Below are 19,936 nucleotides of genomic sequence, written 5' to 3'. Positions count from 1 at the left end.
CATAAAATAGAATAATTTTTTTTTAGAAACAACTGGCGAGCCGAATACATTGAAAGGTGTACGTTCGGTTCTGAGGGAGGGCTATATAAATCTACCTATAAGGAAAGGCGATATAGTTCTACCCTACCTTAAATACATCCGTCAACTAAAGGATAAGAATATCGCCGTGTTCTTTGAAAAAGAGAATATCAACACAATGGATTCCAAGGGCGAAATCATGCTAACTATTATGGCCTCCCTTGCCCAGCAGGAGAGCCAGTCCTTAAGCCAGAATGTTAAGCTAGGTATCCAGTATCGATATCAGCAAGGTGAAATTCAGGTGAACCACAATCGTTTCTTGGGATATACCAAGGATGAAAACAAGCACCTGGTGATTGACCCAGAGGGTGCAGAAATTGTAAAAAGAATTTACAGAGAATACCTTGAGGGAGCGAGCCTTTTGCAGATAGCAAGAGGATTAGAGGCAGATGGTATTCTTACAGCAGCGGGCAAAGCAAAATGGAGACCAGAAACATTAAAGAAGATATTACAGAATGAAAAGTACATCGGAGATGCCCTCTTGCAAAAAACCTATACGGTAGATTTCCTTTCCAAAAAGCGAGTCAAGAATAACGGAATTGTTCCCCAGTACTATGTAGAAAACAGCCATGAGCTTATCATACCGCGTGACCTTTTTATGCAGGTTCAAGAAGAGATGGTAAGAAGGACGAACATCCGAAGCGGTAAGAGCAGTAAAAAGAGAGTTTATAGCAGCAAGTATGCTTTATCGAGCATAGTTTACTGTGGACAATGCGGTGATATTTACCGCAGGGTACACTGGAATAACCGAGGCTACAAGTCTATTGTTTGGAGATGCGTCAGCCGCTTGGAGGAAAAGGGGTCTGACTGTACCTCCCCTACCGTAAATGAGGAAACATTGCAGACAGCGGTTGTAAAAGCTATTAATGAACTATTAGCCAACAAAGAACCATTCCTTCAGGTACTGCTGAAAAACATAGCAACAGTACTTAATGAGGAAAATGATAATGCTACCGATGATATTGATAGCAAATTGGAAGAATTGCAGAAGGAGCTTCTCAAACAAGCAAAGTCAAAGAATGATTACGATGATGTGGCAGATGAGATATACCGTCTCCGGGAGTTGAAGCAAAATGCACTTGTGGAGAATGCGGAGCGTGAAGGAAAAAGGCAACGAATCACTGAGATGACAGACTTCCTAAATGAGCAGTCCTACGAGCTGGAGGAATATGATGAGCAACTGGTAAGGCGGCTTATTGAAAAAATTACGGTATTTGATGATAAACTCACCGTTGAATTCAAATCAGGTGTTGAAATTGATATATAGAAAGATATTATACTATAAAATATGAAGTTTAAAGATTCTATTCTCTGTTACTGCGGGTAAAAGTGATTGATGCAGGTTTAAGTCCGGGCAGCATACTAGTTATAGTTAATGTAGTCGTGACTAGTGGGTATGTATATTGCCAGATGTTGCTGGGTAAATGAATTATTTAGGCAAAAAAGGGCATAATCTTTTAATAAGAGTGGAATTACTAATATTTTTGGTAAATGCCCTTTAAATTTGCTTGAATAAGGAAGTGTGATAATGCTAAATGTGTTCTTAAAAATACTAAAACTTTTTAAATATACTAGACCAATGAATAATGAGGGCGGGTTCGAATTACTAGAAGACAAATATGAAATTGATAGAACCGAGAAGGTTGATTCCTCTGAATATGAAAAAGACCAAAAGCAAAATGAGCAGAAAGACAGGAATCAAAATGAAGTATCACAAATTATAAAACCAATTAAAGTTGAACAATGGAAGAGGGAGAGGAATAGTAGACCAGATGAGTATAGTCACTCTAAAAATATGCCTTCAGCTACCGTTTTCAAAAACATAGCATCCAATAAAAAATATATCGAAGAAATCTTTAGTATGCCTAGAAATCAAGATTTAATTATCAGGGAATTTAAAATGGCCAGAAAAACAAAAGCTTTTCTGGTCTTTGTTGATGGTATGGTTGATAAAACGTCTATAAATCAATTTATACTTCCTCAGTTAATGAGGCCTGAAAATTTTAATGATTTTTCTGGAACTTGCCCAATTGACTATATCAAGGATAGTGTATTATCCATATCGGAGATTACAAAAGCTACTAATTTTAATGAAATTAAACCTCAAATCCTTAATGGTTTGTCGGTTTTGTTTATCGATGATTGTTCAGAAGCGCTGATGATGGAAACACGGGGATTTGAAAAAAGAAACATTGACAGACCTATTACAGAACAGGTGGTAAAGGGGTCACAAGAAGGATTTACAGAGAACTTGAGAACGAATATTACCTTGCTTCGAAGAATAATAAAAAATGAAAAGCTTATCACTGAAATTATCCCGACTGGAAAATTAAATAAAGTCAACAGCGCAATAATTTACATTGAAGGGATTACTAACCCTAAAATAGTGGAAGAGGTGCGTCGTCGCATTACCGAAATTGACACCGACTTTATTGCTGGTAATGGTATGCTAGAGCAGTTAATTGAAGATAATTATCTCATGCCGTTTCCACAGGTCGTTTCCACTGAGAGACCTGATAGAGCTGCTTCGTTTTTAGTAGAAGGGCAGGTAGTGATTATTACAGAAGGTGATCCATTTGCTTTAGCTGCTCCGGTGACTTTTTACAGATTATTTCACTCCTCTGAAGATTCGATGCTGAGATGGCAATACGGTACTTTCCTGAGGATCATCAGATTTATTGGGGTCATGTCAGCTTTGTTAATTCCGGGACTGTATGTTGCCTTAGTGTTGTATCACCATCAAATGATTCCAACCCCTTTCTTGGAGTCAATCGTAAAGTCTAGGGAAGCTGTTCCTTTTCCAACAATTGTTGAGCTTCTGCTAATGGAAATTGCCTTTGAATTGGTCCGTGAAGGTGGGGTTCGAATACCTGGTGTGATTGGTCAGACATTGGGCATTGTTGGAGCTTTGATTTTGGGTCAGGTAGCAGTACAAGCGGGGCTTGTTAGTCCAATTCTAATTGTAATAATTGCTTTAACAGGCTTGGGTAGTTTCACCATGCCTAATTATTCTATGGCTTTAGCAGTTCGTATAATACGGTTTATCTTTGTTTTTGGGGGAGCGATAGCAGGTTTTTATGGAATATCTCTTGCTTTTATTCTAATTGCATCAATGGCGTGTTATATGAAATCTTTTGGTGTGCCTTTCTTGGCACCCGTTGCACCTAGCGCAAAGATTAATCCAGATTCAATCATTCGTCAACCCCTATTTAACCAAAGTATGCGCTCAGACCCTTTCAACACACCCAACCGAAAAAGAAATGGCAAAAATCAGCGAGGTGATGATGAATGATAAAGGATGGCAAGTTTGGAGCCCATGAAACCATAGCGTTGTTAACAATAACTATCTCATCAAAGGTATTTTTTTCCAGTCCTTCTGTAGTCGCCGCTAAAGTTGGAACAGCTGGCTGGTATATGACGATCATATCTGCATTTGTTGCTTTTATAGTTACTGTTTTGCTAATCAGGCTATTGTCGATATACCCAAACAAAACAATAATGGAGATATATGAAGTTGTATATGGAAGAGTAGTGGGGAAAATACTCTCATTTATTTTATTCGCATCAATTCTTGTTACTGTGGCTGCAAATAGCAGAGAATTTATTGAAATAATGGAGGTATACGACCTTCCTCAAAGTCCTCCAAGTTATCTTTTAATATTATTATTTGTGGCAGTAGGTGTTTTAGCTTACTGGGGACTTGAAACGATAGCACGGTTTTCCAAGCTAATGGCTTTTTTTCTGCTATTATTATATATTTCGGTGTTGGTATTGTCTATGAAGTTATATGAATTCCATCGCCTTTTCCCCATTTTAGGTAATGGATTAGATACAACAGTGCTGACAGGGATTCAAAGATCCTCTGTCTATGGTGAAATAATTATTATTGGAGTAATAATTGGTTCGCTTCATGGCATAAAGCATGCGAAACGAGCGGCTTATTTAAGCTTAATCTTCTCTGCTTCTATAGTAACTACAGCATTACTAGCATTTTCACTTGCTTTTCCTTATTATACAGGAGAGGAGATTACGGCTCCAATTTATTTGATGGTTTCGCTTATTGAATATGGAGAGTTTATACAAAGGATCGAACCATTATTCTTTTTCCTTTGGAATATCAGTACAGTTATATCTGTAGCAGCTTTATTTTATGTCCTGATTATCATATATGCTTATATATTTGAACTTGATGACAAAAGACCGATTATAATTCCCTTAGGGATTATCGTTGTTTTTCTTGCTTTAATTCCTCAAAACATTATTCAACTTACAAATGGCATAGTAAGTATGATTAGGAGCTATGGGTGGGCCTTTTATTTTATACCTCCTGTGATCACTCTCGCGATAGCTAAGATAAAAAAGAAATACGGAGGTAGCTCTCAATGAAGAAAAAAATCCTTTTAATTATTACCATTATAATGCAGATATTCACTTTGACCGCCTGTTATGATGCTAGAGAGGCGACTTCAGTTTCGTTTGTACAGATGATTGGTATTGATCAAGGTATTACAGACAAGTGGAGAATCACTGTAAAAATTGCAAGTATGCAAAATGGTGATGACAGTTCAAATAAAGGAAGTGAATCCTCACAGCAAACGCAGACCAAAACAATTACAATTGACGCCCCTTCTTTTAATGGAGGAATTGACTTGTTTAATACGAATATTCCTCAAAAACTGGATTTCACCCATGCTTCATTGCTTGTAATCTCTGAAGATCTTGCACAAAGTGGTTTAATGGGAGAATACATTACACCTCTTGTTCGCTTTAGGGAGATAAGAAGAACGTTGAATGTTATAGTTGTTCGGGGAAATGCTCAAGAATTTGTTGAAAAGACAGAAGAATGTAATCAAGGCAGCCCTTCCCGGGCAGTAGTGTCCTTGATAAGGCAAGGAGAAAACACAGGTTTTTATCCTAAAATATCCTTGAATGATTTTTACAATGGAATTAAGTCAACCTATAGACAGGCTGTCCTACCTTTAGGAAGTGTACACAAGAAAAACTTTGACGAGGAGGGGGAGTCTTATAATGAGGGGGTTAAAAATACAGGGCAATATTTTGCTGGAGATACACAAAGGAAGGGCGGCAATACTATCGAATTGCTTGGAAGTGCATTGTTTGTCAAAGATAACATGGTCGGTAAGCTAAATGGACATGAAACAAGAATGATGATGTTAATTAGAGGAGAATTTAAAAAAGGGATATTCACCATTCAAGATCCCGAGGCTTCTAAGTGGATAATACCTATTGATACAAGGGTTTCCAGGAAGCCGAATTTAAAAATTTATTTTGACAACGACAGACCGATAATAAGCCTAGAAGTTAAAACGGAAGGAGATATATTAGCAATTCAAAGTGGTATTAATTATGAAAGCGAAGAAATGATAGGAATAATTGAAAACGAAATGACCAGATACTTGGAAAAAGGCATCACTAGTGTTATTCATAAATGTCAATCACTAAATACAGATCCTTTCAATTTTGGGAGAACGGCAGTCAAGCACTTTTTGACCATTAATGAGTGGGAAAAATATAACTGGAATGAAAAATTCATGGAAGCAAAAGTAGAGGTTAAAGTAGATTTCAAAATAAGAAGAACTGGAGGCCTCCTGAGAAATTCAGATAACAATGTGAGGGATGAATAAAAAATGAACATGATTATTATGATGCTTATTATTGGTATGGTAGCCTACCCAATAAGCTATACAAACTATAATTTGTCTATTAAAAATAGATTAGGTGCGTTAGGAATGCTGCTTTTAATAGTGGCTACACTTGTGATATCTAGTTATGTTTTATTTTTTTTACGTAATTAATAAAGTTTAGGAGATTAATAATATGAAAATTGATAATGAATGTTGTTGTGAGTGCAATACTAAAAAAATTGAACAAACAAAGGATACTTGTCCGGTATGCAATAATGAAGGAGTTTCCGTTAGTGGGGTAACCGTTGAACACTTAGTAGAAGACAATTATCGCAATGCCGTTGAGGGAGGGCGATATAAGATTTGCATGAATGAAGAGTGCAGTGTTGTCTACTATAACGTGGATAATGGAATTAAGTTCTTGAAAAATCAAGTTAGAGTTCCTATCTGGTTTAAAAAAGATGCAAATCCGAAGTATGCATGCTATTGCAGTAAAGTTACCGAAGACCAAGTAATAGAGGCTGTAATTAAACACGATGCAAAAACAGTAAAAGAAGTAAATGCTATAACTGGAGCAATGAAAAATTCTAATTGCAAAGAAAACAATCCTCTAGGCGTATGTTGCCATAAGATTATTCAGGAAGCTATTGATAAAGGATTGACTATGAAATTTAAAAAAATAGAGAAAAAATATTGACAAGTAAAAATAAATGGTGTATAAAATAATTAAAGTTAGCACTCGTTAGTCGAGAGTGCTAACAAAAAAATTAAAAAAATGTAAAGGAGTGATTATCATGGCAGGATTAATTCCATTCAACAGAAAACGAAATGATTTGATGAACATTGGTTTTGATGATTTTTCCAACATGCTTGATGACTTTTTTACAGGCAGTTGGCCAGTCCAAAGAAGTTTAGCGGCAGATACATTTAAAATTGACATTCAAGACAACGATACAGAATATATAATAGAAGCTGAACTTCCAGGAGTAAAGAAAGAAGATGTAGAAATTACATTGAATGAAGGAAGACTCAATCTTTCTGTTAAGAAAGAGGAAGTTTCAGAAGACAAGAGCAAAAAATTCATTCATCGAGAGAGAAGATATGCTCAAATGTCACGAAGCATACTGCTTGCAGATTCAAATGATGAAGGGATTCAAGCAAAATTAGAAGAAGGCGTATTGACAATTAAAGTGCCTAAAAAGGAACAAGTTGACACTTCAAAACGCATTATGATCGAGTAATATACAAAAGCACACTGATAATTGATATCAGTGTGCTTTTGTATGTTAGAAAACTTAAACTATATAAGATTTTAATGCTAAATTTAAGCATAATGTTTCTAATGTTTTTTTGGTATGGAAAAAAAGGAAATTGCTATTATGTGGGCAATGCGAAAACTGGGCTACAGTGAAGAACAAACTCAACAAGTATTAGATCTAGCTAATAAAGCTTATCAGAAAAAAGAGTAGATTTTGTTTTACCAGCACATTCTGTTTATCTATGCTAATGTAGTGGATATGTTTCCGTCTACCGATAGTGAAAAAAATGCCGTGGATATGTTCCCGAGAACGGAAAGCTAGAAAGACATTCGTTCTGTCCTCTCGAGCCATGTGGAGTGTGTTATCTTGATGTCAAGAGTTGAGAAGTAAGATACGAAAAAGTGTAGAAAACAAGGGGTTTCCGAGAGCTAGAGTTGTACAGATGATGATTGTGACTCTCGGATTTTTAGTGAAATAAGTTCTTAGGTGCTGTACCTGGTACCATAGGCTTATTTTTCAAGTTGCAAATTGTAAAAATATACTTAGGCTGTCTATGAAAGTATTGTATTTCATATGGCAGTCTTTTATATTAGTATGGGAAATAGATTAAGCCTATATTAATAAAACCTTAAGGTTTTCATAAGAAAATTAATATGATATAAATTTTTGTTTTGCGGTACTATAATAATGAGTGCTTAATTAGGAAGAAGGGATAGAACTTATGAGTATAAATATTTTGGTTGTAGACGATGAGCAGTCCATAGCGGACCTAATTGAAGTTTATTTAAAAAATGAAGGTTTTACAATATACAAATTTTATAACGGTCAAGATGCGTTCCGGTGTGTTGAGTCGGAACAGTTAGAGCTTGCGATACTTGATGTCATGATGCCGGATATTGATGGCTTTACTCTCTGCCAGAAAATTAGGGAAAAACATAATTTCCCGGTTATCATGCTGACAGCCAAAGAAGAAGAAATCGATAAGATTACGGGGTTGACATTAGGTGCGGACGACTATATCACTAAACCGTTTCGCCCTTTGGAACTTGTTGCCCGTGTAAAGGCACAGCTCCGGAGATTTACCAAATATAATTCTGCGGTGCTAAACCAGGAAGAACACCAGATCACTTTTTCCAGCCTGGTTTTGGACATGGATACCCATGAATGTACGCTGAATGAAAAAAAGCTATCTCTCACTCCTACAGAGTTTTCAATTCTTTGGGTCCTTTGCTCAAATCGCGGACGGGTGGTCAGTTCGGAAGAATTGTTCCATGAGGTATGGGGAGACAAATATTTTACTAACAGCAATAATACGGTAATGGTTCATATCCGTCATTTAAGAGAAAAAATGCACGACAGCGCAGAGCATCCTAAATATATCAAAACGGTATGGGGGGTTGGCTATAAAATTGAAAAGTAAGAGAGATAAAAGGAGGAATGATTATACAAAATTAAAAAGGAAAGTATTTTTTCGAATGCTCCTTATTGTTTTTGTGACGGCTGCAACTGTTATCCTCCTACGTTTTACAATTCAAGAACGCTTTAGTTTTGGAGATACTATTGTACGCTTTTTAATGAATACGTTTCATTTGCGAGAAAACGTTGCGCTACTAATTTATCGGCTTATATTTTACAGGAATATAGAAACTGTTACATTAATTGTAATTTTTGTATTCCTGGTTATTTCACTTAAATTTTCGATTTCTTGGTTTACTAAATATTTCGATGAAGTCAGTGCTGGAATGAATAAACTTGCTGAGGAATCCGATGATAAAATTACATTATCACCGGAATTGGATTTTATGGAAAATAAGCTTAATCAGATAAAAAACAACTTGGAAAAACAAAAGAAAGCTGCACTTGATGCCGAGCAGCGCAAAAATGATTTGGTAGTTTACTTGGCTCATGATATAAAGACACCTCTGACCTCTGTTATAGGATACTTAAGTCTTTTGGATGAAGCTCCTGATATGCCTCCTGAACAGAAGGCAAAATATGTTGGCATTACCTTGGAAAAAGCTTATCGATTAGAGCAGCTTATAAATGAGTTTTTTGAGATCACAAGATTTAATCTTCAAACTATTGTTTTGAATAAAGAAAAAATCAATTTACTGTTCATGCTCCAGCAGATGGCAGATGAATTCTATCCTATGCTAACTCCACAGGAAAAGCAGGTGTCCGTCAATGTGCCTGACGGCCTCACTCTGTGGGGAGATGCAGACAAACTGGCTCGTGTGTTCAATAATATTCTGAAAAATGCCATAGCCTATAGCTATGAAAACAGCGTCATTGACATTTCTGCTAAACAGCAAGACAAAAATATTGTTATAACTTTTACTAATCAGGGAAATTCAATCCCGAAGGCAAAGCTTGAAACTATTTTTGAAAAATTTTATCGATTAGATTCTGCACGTTCCACAAACACCGGTGGAGCAGGGTTAGGTTTGGCAATAGCACAAGAAATTGTCACGGCTCACGATGGAACAATCTTTGTGGAAAGCAACACAGAAAATACTAAATTTACAGTAAAGCTTCCGTCATAAGAAAATCTTAAGAAGTTCATAAGATAGAATTCCAACATAGCTCCTTCTTCTGTGTTTAAATAATATCAGCACAGAATAAGGAGTTGTTTTATTATGGTACGAAAAGTAAAAAAGAAAAAGTCAAAAATACTCATATCTGTGGCATTTCTGTTGATGGTTGGAATTACTGCTTTTGTTTATAAATCCATCATTATTCTAGGATACCAGCACATCTTTGAGAAAGAATATGACGATAAAACCACGTTATATTCTTCTTTAAAGATAACGCCCTATTCTTCTGACGATAGAACAACATCGGCTCCCTCGTCAAACATAGAACTCGATCCCTCTGTTTCCATATCTCCCGATAAGCTGAACAGTCCTAATGCGATTCTGATCCGTTTAAAAGATTATACCATTCTGATGCAGAAAAATAGTGAAGAAAAAATCTATCCTGCTTCTTTGACTAAAATGATGACAGCCATTGTTGCGATAGAAAATTTACCTGATCTGAAGGAAGAAATCAAACTATCCAATTCTACGTTTCAGGGGCTGTACGAAGCAGATGCATCAATGGCAGGTTTCAAACTGGGTGAGCAGGTCAGGGCAATCGATCTGTTATACGGAGTAATGCTGCCGAGCGGTGCGGAGTGCTGTATTGGACTTGCTGATCAGATTGCGGGATCAGAGCAGAATTTTGTAAAAATAATGAATCAAAAGGCGGCAGATCTTGGTATGGGCAATACCCATTTTGAAAATGCAACCGGACTTCACAATGAAAACCACTACACAACAGTCAAAGATCTGGCTATTCTTCTAAGCTATGCTTTGCAAAATGATACTTTCCGGGAGATTTTTGCTCCATCCCATCATTTCACACCATCTACTAATAAGCACCCTGGTGGGATAACCTTGTACAGTACCATGTTTAAAGAACTCAACAATCAAAACATTATTGATGGGGAAATTTTAGAAGGAAAAACTGGATATACCGATGAAGCCGGCCTATGTCTCGCGAGTCTCGCCAAAGTAGGTAAACAAGAATATATTCTGATTTCAGCTGGTGCGAAAGGGGATCACCATTCGGAACAGTATAATATTACCGATGCATTAGCTGTATACAACAGTATAGGAAAATAATAAGTTCTTCATAAGAATTTATTAAGATTTTCATAAGCAAAAATTCCAACATCGCCTGCCTGATTTCGGTAAGATGAAATTGCCGGTGCGGACAGGCTTTTACATTCCCGAAAGGAGGTACGGACATGAAAAGAAAAAGAATTACTCAGTTGTTTCCATTCTTACTGCCGACCCGCAGGATACAAAGAAAAATAATCTTCTATGCCAAGATGTACTTTGACCGGAACCGCTATACAAAAACAAAGGTCAAAAACAATAGTGATGAAATGAAAAATGGAGGAATTATGAAGAAACGAAAACGAATTAAAGCAGTATTTCTATATGGTATTTTCATTTGTTACATACTTTTGTTAATTAAAATATTGCTCTTATCAAGAGCTTCACCTTTTGAGCTGTTTAATAGTCAAAGGACTTTATTTAGGTCAATCAATCTCATTCCTTTTCATAGTATAATGGAATATATATCTGGCAGCTCTGATACTTTAAGAAGATTCGCTTTCGGCAATGTGGTTGGAAATATAGTTATTTTTATTCCCCTTGGTATATATTTGCCATTATTTAAAAAAGATAAAAGAGTATTAGTCAATCTCTTATTTATATTCATAGTGAGTTTATTTGTTGAAATCATTCAGGGGCTTTTAGGCATCGGAGTATCAGATATTGATGATATAATTCTAAATTGTTTGGGTGGATGGATTGGTATTTTAGGGTATAAGTTTTTATTATTTATATTACGAGATGAGAAAAAAGTACATACTGCAATCACAATACTATCTGCTATCGTAGGATTACCTGCTATATTGTATTTATTATTCATGGTGAAAATGAGATTCTGAATATTTTTATTGCATATTCAAGAAGATACCCTACACAAAAGGAACGTAGAATTAAGCATTTTCAGTACCAAAACTACTGCGTAGCTCTTATAGAAAACGCAACCTGCAACAAATTCATAATATATGATACGGACAACTACAATATGTAGGTATACACCTATGTTAAGTTGATACCTAGGTAATATTATTGACATGTTCCCTCAGACTGATAGTTTGGGGGAATTTTGCTTTAGGGGGTCACACAAATACGCAGAACTAAGGATATTTGCGCTAAGGTATAGGTTTTGCGCATTTGTTTATGTTGATAGAGGAAAACGACCCCCTTATATAGATTTGAATACAATCAAACGTTAAATATAGAGATGGAGTGAGTTAAATGTCAAATATCTAGTGGTTGGGATTCTTCTTTTTCTGTTTTCAAGGCACCCTATGCTATAACTAAACAGCGTAGAGTGCCTTAAAGGCACTCATATTTAAGCTTAGCTTCTACTGGCACTATTATAAGGTGATTGTTATCATCCTTAGTATTATTTTAAATCCCGCTGATAAAAATAAACATATCATATTGACATTACCACTACTGTGTGATACTATATAGTAGTAGTAAGTAATGCTGAATACAAGTCATACAGAATAGCAAGGAGGGGTTACGTTGGAGAACCTTACAGAAATGCTCAAAGGCGTGCTGGAAGGCTGTGTTCTTGAAATCATCAGCCACGAGAAAATCTACGGTTACGAGATCACGCGGCGGCTGAACGCCCTCGGATTTTCGGACGTTGTGGATGGGACAGTTTACACCATTTTGGTGCGACTTGAGAAGAATAAACTCGTGGACATAGAAAAAAAACCATCCGATATGGGACCGCCGCGAAAGTTTTTCACGCTCAACGACGCGGGGCGTGAGGAGCTGAGGAGGTTCTGGGAAAGATGGGAATTCGTATCATCAAAAATTAATGAGTTAAAGGAGAAAAAATAATGAATTTTTGGGAAAAAATTACGGGAAGCGACATGACTAAAGAATTGAAAACTTTTGAATCGCGAGCCAAAAAGCTGCCGGCTGAGTATAAAGCGGCATGGGAAAAAATTAATGCCAATCTTTGGCTGCACTCAGATTTCACCGGTCGTAACCTCATGCCAATTCTTGACGGTGTGCTTGGACTGCTCGAAGAAACGGCGGCGAACGGTCAGAGTGTCCAAGAGGTTTTGGGTGACGATATCAAAGGCTTCTGTTCAGCGCTGGTCGGCGAAGAAGGGGCAAAGTCTTTTCGCGACAAGTGGCGCGAGCAACTCAACAATAATATCGCTAAAAAATTAGGTAAATAGGAGGATAAAATGAGAATACAAGATATCATCGAAGGCAAAAAAGAGTGGCGAGCGCACGTGGCGCGTGTCAAAGCGCTCCCGCAAGATTATCAGATTGTTTATAAAGAGATTCAAAAATATCTCTTTAAGGTCGGCCCTGTTGAGCTAACCGACGGGATGAGTTTGCTCTCGGGGATTATTGATCTTTTTGAAGAGGGCGCGGCATTGGGGAAAGGCGTGCTGGAAGTGACGGGCAGTGACGTAGCGGCTTTCTGCGACGATCTAATCAAAGATTCAAAAACTTACGCTGACATCTATCAAGAATCTGTTAACCAAGAAGTTAACAAGGCTATGAAAAAGGTTACGGATAAAACAAAGTAAAAGGCGGATATCGGGATGGAAAAAGCAATTGAAATGAAAGGTCTGCGCCTCCCGCAAAGGTGGAGTACATTGAAAAGCAGCTTAATATTTGCAGGCATTAAAATGATAGCGGTCAACAACAACATCAAGTAAGGGGATGGTAGAGTGTGTAAATACCAGTGGATATTATGCCCGGTCTGTGGCAACAAAACACGGGTCAAGATAGGTGTTGATACGGTACTTGAAAACTTCCCGCTATTTTGTCCTAAGTGTAAACAGGAAACGATAATCAATGTAAAACAACTGAATATATCAGTTATCAAAGAGCCAGACGCTAAGACGCAGAGCCGATAACCGTGAGTTAAATCACAGTTGTCGGCTCTTTATTTATAGAGGAGGAAAAGAGAATGAAAAAAAATATCATACAAATTAAAGGGGTAAAGAAATCTTATAAAGATGTAGAAGTACTCAAAGGAGTAGATTTTGAAGTAGAGCAGGGAGGTATCTTTGCATTACTAGGTTCCAATGGAGCCGGAAAAACAACGATGATTAGAATTATGGCTACTTTACTTAAAGCAGATGCTGGAAGTGTTGTGATCAATGGTTTTGATATTGAAAAAAATCCAGGGGACATTAGAGGTTCTATAAGTCTTACTGGTCAGTTTGCTGCTATTGATGAAATTTTGACTGGACGTGAAAATCTTCAAATGATTGCAAAACTTAGACATCTTAAAAATCCAAATCAAGCAGCAGATGCGTTAATTAATCGTTTTGGCATGTCAGAGGCTGCAGACCGCAGAGTGGGTACTTACTCTGGAGGTATGAAAAGAAGAATTGATATCGCAATGAGTCTTGTGGGAAATCCAAAGATTATTTTCCTAGATGAGCCATCAACAGGTCTTGATCCAGAAGCACGTTTAGAAGTTTGGAAGATTGTAAAAGAGTTAACAGCTGCAGGAACTACAGTATTCTTAACGACTCAATATTTAGATGAAGCAGAACAACTTGCAGATAAAATCGCTATTCTTCATGGTGGAAAAATAATTGCTCTAGATACACTCGAAGGATTGAAAAAATTATTCCCACCTGCAAAAGTTGAATATGTTGAAAAACAACCTACATTAGAAGAGATATTTCTAACAATCATTGGTAAAAAGGAGGAGAAATAAATGGAATCTACAAATAAATATTTTTTCAAAGATATGAGTGTTATGTTTGGACGTTCTATGCGTCATATTTCTAGAAGTATGGATACAATTATTACAGTTTGTATCACACCAATTGCAATGATGTTATTATTCGTTTATGTATTTGGTGGTGCAATCCAAACAGGTACAGAAAATTATGTTAATTATCTATTACCAGGTATAATGTTAATGGCTATTGGCAGCGGGATTGCATATGTAGCTTACCGTTTGTATATAGATAAAGAGCGTGGTATCTTTGAACGTTTTCACTCTATGCCTATTGCTCGTTCTACAGTATTATGGGGACATGTATTAACCTCATTAATTTCAAATGGAATTTCTGTAGTAGTAATTATACTTGTTGCATTATTAATGGGCTTCCGTTCTTCAGCAGGAATCTTAGAATGGTTAGCGGTATTTGGAATTCTTGGGATCTTTACACTTGCTTTGACTTGGATTGCTGTAATTGCGGGACTTGCTGCTAAAACACCAGATGGTGCAGGCGCATTCTCTTACCCAATCATCTTCTTGCCATTTATCAGTTCTGCCTTTGTACCAACGGATACTATGCCTTCAGCAGTACGTGCCTTTGCAGAAAATCAACCTGTAACTCCCATCGTAGAAGCTATTCGTAACTTATTAGCAAACCAGCCAGTAGGAAATGAGATATGGACTGCTTTGGCTTGGTGTATAGCAATAATAGTTGTTGCTTATATCTTTGCAATGAGGATTTATAAAAAATTATAACCTATCTTTATATAAGTACATCTAGTTTAGAAATTTAAAGAGCTCGTAATATTATTAGATGGTAATCCATTTGTAAAAATTACTCTATTTACATGTAATATAATTCCTGTATACAAATGTAATGGATATGCTAGAGTTGATAGAGCAGAAATAGGCATATATCATATGCTTTGAAGATTTTTAGATAAAAATTGAAATGTGTTTTATGTTCCCTCAGACTGATAGTTTGAGGGAATTTTTCTTTAGGGGGGTCTAATAAATATGCAGAACTAAGGATATTTGAGCTAAGGTTTGGGTTTTGCGTATTTGTTTATGTAAGTAGAGAAAAACGACCACCTTCTTTAGTATGGATTACATTTATAAGGCTTTAAGCAAAAAACAAAGAATAAGTGCTTATTTTGAGAACTTAAACATTGGCAGTAGAACACTTAGACAGTCAAAATATTAAAACCCTCCACTATCGCACCAGAGTTTTGATTGTATGCTATAATGAGAAATACAATTTGGGTAACAAAGAGGGAGGCATTCAATGAGAACCTATAGTACTTCTGAAATTTCCAGAATAATTGGGATACATCCAAACACTGTTATGTTATACGAGAAATGGGGGTATATAGCTCCCGTTGAAAGAAAGGAAAATGGCTACAGGGTTTACACCGAAACACATCTGAAGCAGATGAAACTGGTAAGAATGGCATTAAGAAGCGATATGATTAAATGGTATATGAAGTTTGAAGTTCAAAATATCATAAGAAGTGCAGCTCAGGGGGATTTGAGAAAGGCTTTAGAGCTAAGCAGAGAGTATTTAACACATATAAAAAATGAAAAGAATAATGAAATTGAGGTTATGAAAGTAATCAGGGAAATATTGAAAAGTGATTCACTTGAAGAAAAGAATATTTCACTAAATAGGAATGGAGCTGCAAAACTGCTTGGGGTGTCAATAAATGTCATTGTATACTGGGAGAGAAATGGACTTCTTGAAGTACCAAGAAGCAAAAATGGCTATCGCGTTTATGGGGAGGATGAAATAAAGCTGCTTAGAGTCATTAAAGCCTTGAGGCAGGAAAACTACAGTACACAGTGCATATGCAGGATGCTAAAAAAGCTGAAAACAAAAAGTAAGGGAAATGATACGCTTTTATCCGAAGAAATAGAGGATTCGGATGACTGGCTGTTGTCTTCCCTATCTGAGGCTGAGTGTAATACAAAGGAATTGGTTGGTTATATATGTGAGTTAATAAGTGAAAAACAGAATGTTTAAAATGAAAGGATGAATGCTATGAATAGAGAAAAACAGGATATGAAAGAAAACGTGCAAAATGCAAAACCCGGAGAAATTATTACTTTCGGTATTTATCCACATACGGCGGATGGCTCGGACAGGACGCCTATAGAGTGGCGGGTGATGCAAAATTCAGGAAGTGAGCTGTTCATTTTGAGCGAGTACATTTTGGATTGCAAGCGGTATCACGGCAAGTCTGCGGATATTAAGTGGCGTGATTGCGTGGATATTACGTGGCGTGACTGTGATTTACGCAAGTGGCTGAACGATGAATTCTATAACACCGCATTCACTGCCACTGAAAAGGAATTTATAAAGACGACTCATTGCACGGACAACGGAGAAGACAGCCCAGATACGGAGGACAAGGTTTTTTTGCTTAGCGTTAATGAGATAAAGCATTTATCTGATATACACGGCAAGGATTTACGGCGTGCCGTTGGAACGGATTTTGCCAAAACAAAAAAAAACGATGGATGCAGCTTATATGTATATGATAAAACGAGAAAAGTTAACTATATCATCAAAAACGGCGAAGAATTTGGCTGTTCCTGGTGGTGGCTGCGAACACAAGGAAACAAGGCTTCGCGTGCGTTTTTTATCGGTACAAATTGCAGTATTCGCAGCTATGCGAATAACAGCTCAGCCCGTGACGGCGTGCGCCCTGCACTAAAAATTAATCTTCAATGATAAAAAACATGATATTTCATCAACAGGATAGAAAAGAGGAAAATTAAATCCTCTCCACTTTAATTATAACATATAAAAAATTGTAAATGTAGACTATTTGTTCCGATTTGCTACTGCTATAATGCAATAGTATGTTAATACGATTTGTTGGAGAGGATTATTATGGAAAGGATATCATCAAAATTATCAAAGAAGGAATTGCTAAAGGAGGTAAATGTATGAGCTTCTATGTGCTTGGTTTTCAGGATATTCACAAAACAAAACTCATGGTTGTTGGGGGTAAAGGGGCGAACCTGGGGGAACTTTCCAAGATTGAAGGAATTCGTGTACCGGATGGCTTTTGTATTTCTACTGAAGCCTTTAAAAGAATCATTGGGGAAACATCGCTGATTAACGAATTACTTGATCAGTTATCGCTTCTTAAGGTGGAAGACCGGAATAAAATTGGTGAACTTAGCGGTGAGATTCGCAGGGTCATCGAAGGGATAGCCATCCCTGAAGACATTAATGAAGAGATCACCCACTTACTCTCCAGGCTTGGTGAGAAAGATGCCTATGCAATACGATCCAGCGCAACTGCAGAGGATTTACCGACGGCCTCCTTTGCAGGCCAGCAGGATACGTATTTGAACATTATCGGAAGAAAGGCAATCCTAAAGCATATCAGCAAGTGCTGGGCATCCCTATTTACCGAGAGGGCAGTAACATACCGCATTCAAAACGGTTTCGACCACCGTAATGTCCACCTGTCTGTGGTTGTTCAGAAGATGGTCTTCCCGCAGGCATCAGGAATTTTGTTTACTGCCGATCCCGTCACTTCTAATAGGAAAGTGTTATCCATTGACGCCAGCTTCGGACTTGGTGAGGCCCTGGTCTCCGGCCTGGTGAATACGGATACCTATAAAGTGTGTAATGGCAAAATTATCGATAAGAAGATATCCACCAAGAAGCTGGCTATTTATGCCTTAAAAGGTGGCGGTACGAAAAAGCATGATATTGAGCCTGAGCAGCAGAATAGGCAAGCTTTGACAGATGAGCAGATTTTGCAGCTTGAGCGCATAGGCAGAAAGATCGAAGAACATTTTTGCTGCCCTCAGGATATCGAATGGTGTTTGGTTGATGATACATTTTATATTGTCCAGAGTCGGCCAATCACTACTATATACCCCATCCCTGAAGCAAATGATCAGGAAAACCACGTTTATATATCTGTCGGCCATAACCAAATGATGACCGATTCCATGAAACCATTGGGATTATCTTTTTTCCTGTTAACGACGAATGCACCCATGTTTAAAGCTGGGGGAAGGTTGTTTGTTGATGTTACACCTATGCTGGCTTCACCTGACAGCAGAGAAGTTTTATTAAATAACTCTGGAAAATCGGATCCCCTCATAAAAGACACACTTATGACCATCATAGAGCGAGGAGATTTCATAAAATCGTTACCAAGTGATAAAAAAGAACAAATTCCCAGTAAAAGCAATAAAGGTATGCCGTCTACGGGTTTTCAAGCACAAATCGAAAACGATCCATCAATCGTTTCTGATTTGATTAAGCGTAGTCAAACATCGATAGATGAGTTAAAACAAAACATCCAAACCAAATCAGGATCAGATTTATTTGATTTTATTCTGGAAGATATCCAGCAATTAAAGAAGATCTTATTTGACCCACAAAGTTCAAGTGTGTTTATGGCCGCTATAGATGCTTCATCTTGGATTAATGAAAAAGTAAACGAGTGGTTAGGTGAAAAAAACGCAGCAGATACCCTTTCTCAATCTGTACAAAACAATATTACTTCGGAAATGGGTCTGGCGTTATTGGATGTTGCCGATGTGATTCGTCCTTATCCGGAAATCATTGATTATTTACAACATGTAAAAGATGATAGCTTTCTGGATGAACTGGTTAAGTTTGATGGTGGGCAGGAAACCCGGGAAGCTATCTATGCTTATCTCAACAAATACGGAATGCGATGTGTCGGGGAAATCGATATTACGAAAACTCGTTGGAGCGAAAAACCAGCTACACTTGTCCCTATGATTCTCAGTAACATCAAAAACTTTGGGCCTAATGCTAGCAAGCGGAAATTTGAGCAAGGGCTACAGGAAGCATTGAAAAAAGAACAAGAGTTAGTAGAGCGATTGAAGGAATTACCGGATGGTCAACAAAAAGCTAAAGAAACAAAACGAATGATTAGTCTCATCCGGAATTTCATCGGTTATCGTGAATATCCAAAATACGGCATGATTAATCGCTACTTCGTTTATAAACAGGCTTTACTGAAAGAAGCCGAGCAACTCGTACAAGCAAACGTTATTCAAGAAAAAGAAGATATATACTATCTCTCTTTTGAAGAACTTCGCGAAGTCGTACGCACAAATAAACTGGATTACCAGGTCATCAGCGAACGAAAGGACGAGTACAAATTTTATGAAAAACTAACTCCCCCACGTGTTATCACGTCTGATGGAGAAATCATTGCAGGTGAGTACAAACGAGAAAATCTCCCAGCGGGCGCTATTGTAGGTCTACCTGTTTCTTCCGGAGTGATAGAGGGAAGAGCACGTGTCATCTTAAACATGGAAGATGCTGATCTAGAAGATGGAGATATATTAGTAACCTCCTTTACTGACCCTAGCTGGACACCATTGTTTGTATCCATAAAAGGCCTAGTCACCGAAGTTGGTGGACTGATGACCCATGGAGCAGTTATCGCACGTGAATATGGCTTACCAGCAGTTGTCGGAGTGGAAAATGCTACAAAACTGATAAAAGATGGGCAACGAATTCGCGTACATGGAACAGAAGGGTATGTAGAAATCCTATAATGAGGAAGATGTTATCTTCCTCCTGGGGGGCTAAATAAAAGATGAAAGCTA

At 37.3% G+C, this 19,936-nt stretch carries 19 protein-coding genes and 1 pseudogene; all 20 read left to right on the top strand.

The genetic code is table 11. The features are described from left to right. Window positions 1-70 precede the first annotated feature (70 nt). Window positions 71-1,345, top strand: a complete 1,275-nt coding sequence (locus CLHOM_RS08030) for a recombinase family protein (RefSeq protein ID WP_242846753.1) — start codon at window positions 71-73, stop codon at window positions 1,343-1,345. Between the two features lie 261 nt (window positions 1,346-1,606). Next, window positions 1,607-3,370: a spore germination protein gene (locus tag CLHOM_RS08025; protein ID WP_052221180.1), complete on the top strand. Its 1,764-nt coding sequence runs from the start codon at window positions 1,607-1,609 to the stop codon at window positions 3,368-3,370. Further along, entirely contained in the window at window positions 3,367-4,464 is a 1,098-nt protein-coding gene (locus tag CLHOM_RS08020) for a GerAB/ArcD/ProY family transporter (protein WP_052221179.1), read from the top strand. Before CLHOM_RS08025 ends, CLHOM_RS08020 begins: the two co-directional genes overlap by 4 nt. Continuing rightward, window positions 4,461-5,723, top strand: coding sequence for a Ger(x)C family spore germination protein (locus CLHOM_RS08015; RefSeq protein WP_052221178.1), 1,263 nt, complete (start codon window positions 4,461-4,463; stop codon window positions 5,721-5,723). The genes CLHOM_RS08020 and CLHOM_RS08015 overlap by 4 nt, the downstream gene beginning before the upstream one ends. A 3-nt stretch (window positions 5,724-5,726) precedes the next feature. Beyond that, window positions 5,727-5,894 carry a hypothetical protein gene (locus CLHOM_RS18315; protein WP_161803210.1) on the top strand — a complete coding sequence of 56 codons (168 nt, stop codon included), beginning with the start codon at window positions 5,727-5,729 and terminating at the stop codon, window positions 5,892-5,894. Window positions 5,895-5,916: 22 nt separating this feature from the next. After that, window positions 5,917-6,420, top strand: coding sequence for a Csac_0668 family 2Fe-2S cluster-binding (seleno)protein (locus CLHOM_RS08010; protein WP_052221177.1), 504 nt, complete (start codon window positions 5,917-5,919; stop codon window positions 6,418-6,420). Window positions 6,421-6,517: 97 nt separating this feature from the next. Then, window positions 6,518-6,964, top strand: coding sequence for an Hsp20/alpha crystallin family protein (locus tag CLHOM_RS08005; protein WP_052221176.1), 447 nt, complete (start codon window positions 6,518-6,520; stop codon window positions 6,962-6,964). Window positions 6,965-7,703: 739 nt separating this feature from the next. Continuing rightward, window positions 7,704-8,402 (top strand): VanR-ABDEGLN family response regulator transcription factor, encoded by a 699-nt coding sequence (gene vanR, locus CLHOM_RS08000; RefSeq protein ID WP_052221175.1) that lies wholly within the window; start codon window positions 7,704-7,706, stop codon window positions 8,400-8,402. Beyond that, window positions 8,380-9,525 (top strand): vancomycin resistance histidine kinase VanS, encoded by a 1,146-nt coding sequence (gene vanS, locus CLHOM_RS07995; RefSeq protein WP_074782921.1) that lies wholly within the window; start codon window positions 8,380-8,382, stop codon window positions 9,523-9,525. The genes vanR and vanS overlap by 23 nt, the downstream gene beginning before the upstream one ends. Before the next feature lie 93 nt (window positions 9,526-9,618). Continuing rightward, entirely contained in the window at window positions 9,619-10,644 is a 1,026-nt protein-coding gene (locus tag CLHOM_RS07990) for a D-alanyl-D-alanine carboxypeptidase family protein (protein WP_052221173.1), read from the top strand. 284 nt (window positions 10,645-10,928) lie between these two features. Next, the gene (locus CLHOM_RS07985; RefSeq protein WP_052221185.1) at window positions 10,929-11,480 is read left to right on the top strand and encodes a VanZ family protein; all 552 of its coding nucleotides are present in this window, start codon (window positions 10,929-10,931) and stop codon (window positions 11,478-11,480) included. A 652-nt stretch (window positions 11,481-12,132) separates the two neighbouring features. Continuing rightward, window positions 12,133-12,456 carry a PadR family transcriptional regulator gene (locus CLHOM_RS07980; RefSeq protein ID WP_052221172.1) on the top strand — a complete coding sequence of 108 codons (324 nt, stop codon included), beginning with the start codon at window positions 12,133-12,135 and terminating at the stop codon, window positions 12,454-12,456. Then, window positions 12,456-12,803, top strand: coding sequence for a DUF1048 domain-containing protein (locus CLHOM_RS07975; protein ID WP_052221171.1), 348 nt, complete (start codon window positions 12,456-12,458; stop codon window positions 12,801-12,803). Before CLHOM_RS07980 ends, CLHOM_RS07975 begins: the two co-directional genes overlap by 1 nt. A gap of 9 nt (window positions 12,804-12,812) precedes the next feature. Then, window positions 12,813-13,195: pseudogene (locus CLHOM_RS07970) on the top strand (DUF1048 domain-containing protein). Between the two features lie 112 nt (window positions 13,196-13,307). Continuing rightward, window positions 13,308-13,496: a cysteine-rich KTR domain-containing protein gene (locus tag CLHOM_RS17880; protein ID WP_074782919.1), complete on the top strand. Its 189-nt coding sequence runs from the start codon at window positions 13,308-13,310 to the stop codon at window positions 13,494-13,496. A gap of 53 nt (window positions 13,497-13,549) precedes the next feature. Continuing rightward, window positions 13,550-14,311 (top strand): ABC transporter ATP-binding protein, encoded by a 762-nt coding sequence (locus tag CLHOM_RS07965; RefSeq protein ID WP_052221169.1) that lies wholly within the window; start codon window positions 13,550-13,552, stop codon window positions 14,309-14,311. Then, window positions 14,312-15,076 (top strand): ABC transporter permease, encoded by a 765-nt coding sequence (locus CLHOM_RS07960; RefSeq protein WP_052221168.1) that lies wholly within the window; start codon window positions 14,312-14,314, stop codon window positions 15,074-15,076. It begins immediately after the preceding gene. A gap of 529 nt (window positions 15,077-15,605) precedes the next feature. Next, window positions 15,606-16,340 carry a MerR family transcriptional regulator gene (locus CLHOM_RS07955; protein ID WP_052221167.1) on the top strand — a complete coding sequence of 245 codons (735 nt, stop codon included), beginning with the start codon at window positions 15,606-15,608 and terminating at the stop codon, window positions 16,338-16,340. Between the two features lie 18 nt (window positions 16,341-16,358). After that, window positions 16,359-17,051 (top strand): DUF6273 domain-containing protein, encoded by a 693-nt coding sequence (locus tag CLHOM_RS07950; RefSeq protein WP_242846752.1) that lies wholly within the window; start codon window positions 16,359-16,361, stop codon window positions 17,049-17,051. Between the two features lie 218 nt (window positions 17,052-17,269). After that, a complete protein-coding gene (gene ppsA / locus CLHOM_RS07945) occupies window positions 17,270-19,885 on the top strand; it encodes a phosphoenolpyruvate synthase (RefSeq protein WP_052221166.1) in 2,616 nt (871 codons plus the stop codon). Window positions 19,886-19,936: the final 51 nt, after the last annotated feature.

The sequence above is a fragment of the Clostridium homopropionicum DSM 5847 genome (assembly GCF_001263795.1).
GTDB lineage: Bacteria > Bacillota > Clostridia > Clostridiales > Clostridiaceae > Clostridium_H > Clostridium_H homopropionicum.
This window is presented reverse-complemented; position numbering and strand designations above follow the sequence as displayed.

Coding starts and splice junctions, on each gene's coding strand:
- CLHOM_RS08025 (WP_052221180.1), top strand. CDS start 1,607: ATGCTAAATGTGTTCTTAAAAATACTAAAACTTTTTAAATATACTAGA.
- CLHOM_RS08020 (WP_052221179.1), top strand. CDS start 3,367: ATGATAAAGGATGGCAAGTTTGGAGCCCATGAAACCATAGCGTTGTTA.
- CLHOM_RS08015 (WP_052221178.1), top strand. CDS start 4,461: ATGAAGAAAAAAATCCTTTTAATTATTACCATTATAATGCAGATATTC.
- CLHOM_RS18315 (WP_161803210.1), top strand. CDS start 5,727: ATGAACATGATTATTATGATGCTTATTATTGGTATGGTAGCCTACCCA.
- CLHOM_RS08010 (WP_052221177.1), top strand. CDS start 5,917: ATGAAAATTGATAATGAATGTTGTTGTGAGTGCAATACTAAAAAAATT.
- CLHOM_RS08005 (WP_052221176.1), top strand. CDS start 6,518: ATGGCAGGATTAATTCCATTCAACAGAAAACGAAATGATTTGATGAAC.
- vanR (WP_052221175.1), top strand. CDS start 7,704: ATGAGTATAAATATTTTGGTTGTAGACGATGAGCAGTCCATAGCGGAC.
- CLHOM_RS07990 (WP_052221173.1), top strand. CDS start 9,619: ATGGTACGAAAAGTAAAAAAGAAAAAGTCAAAAATACTCATATCTGTG.
- CLHOM_RS07985 (WP_052221185.1), top strand. CDS start 10,929: ATGAAGAAACGAAAACGAATTAAAGCAGTATTTCTATATGGTATTTTC.
- CLHOM_RS07975 (WP_052221171.1), top strand. CDS start 12,456: ATGAATTTTTGGGAAAAAATTACGGGAAGCGACATGACTAAAGAATTG.
- CLHOM_RS07965 (WP_052221169.1), top strand. CDS start 13,550: ATGAAAAAAAATATCATACAAATTAAAGGGGTAAAGAAATCTTATAAA.
- CLHOM_RS07960 (WP_052221168.1), top strand. CDS start 14,312: ATGGAATCTACAAATAAATATTTTTTCAAAGATATGAGTGTTATGTTT.
- CLHOM_RS07955 (WP_052221167.1), top strand. CDS start 15,606: ATGAGAACCTATAGTACTTCTGAAATTTCCAGAATAATTGGGATACAT.
- CLHOM_RS07950 (WP_242846752.1), top strand. CDS start 16,359: ATGAATAGAGAAAAACAGGATATGAAAGAAAACGTGCAAAATGCAAAA.
- ppsA (WP_052221166.1), top strand. CDS start 17,270: ATGAGCTTCTATGTGCTTGGTTTTCAGGATATTCACAAAACAAAACTC.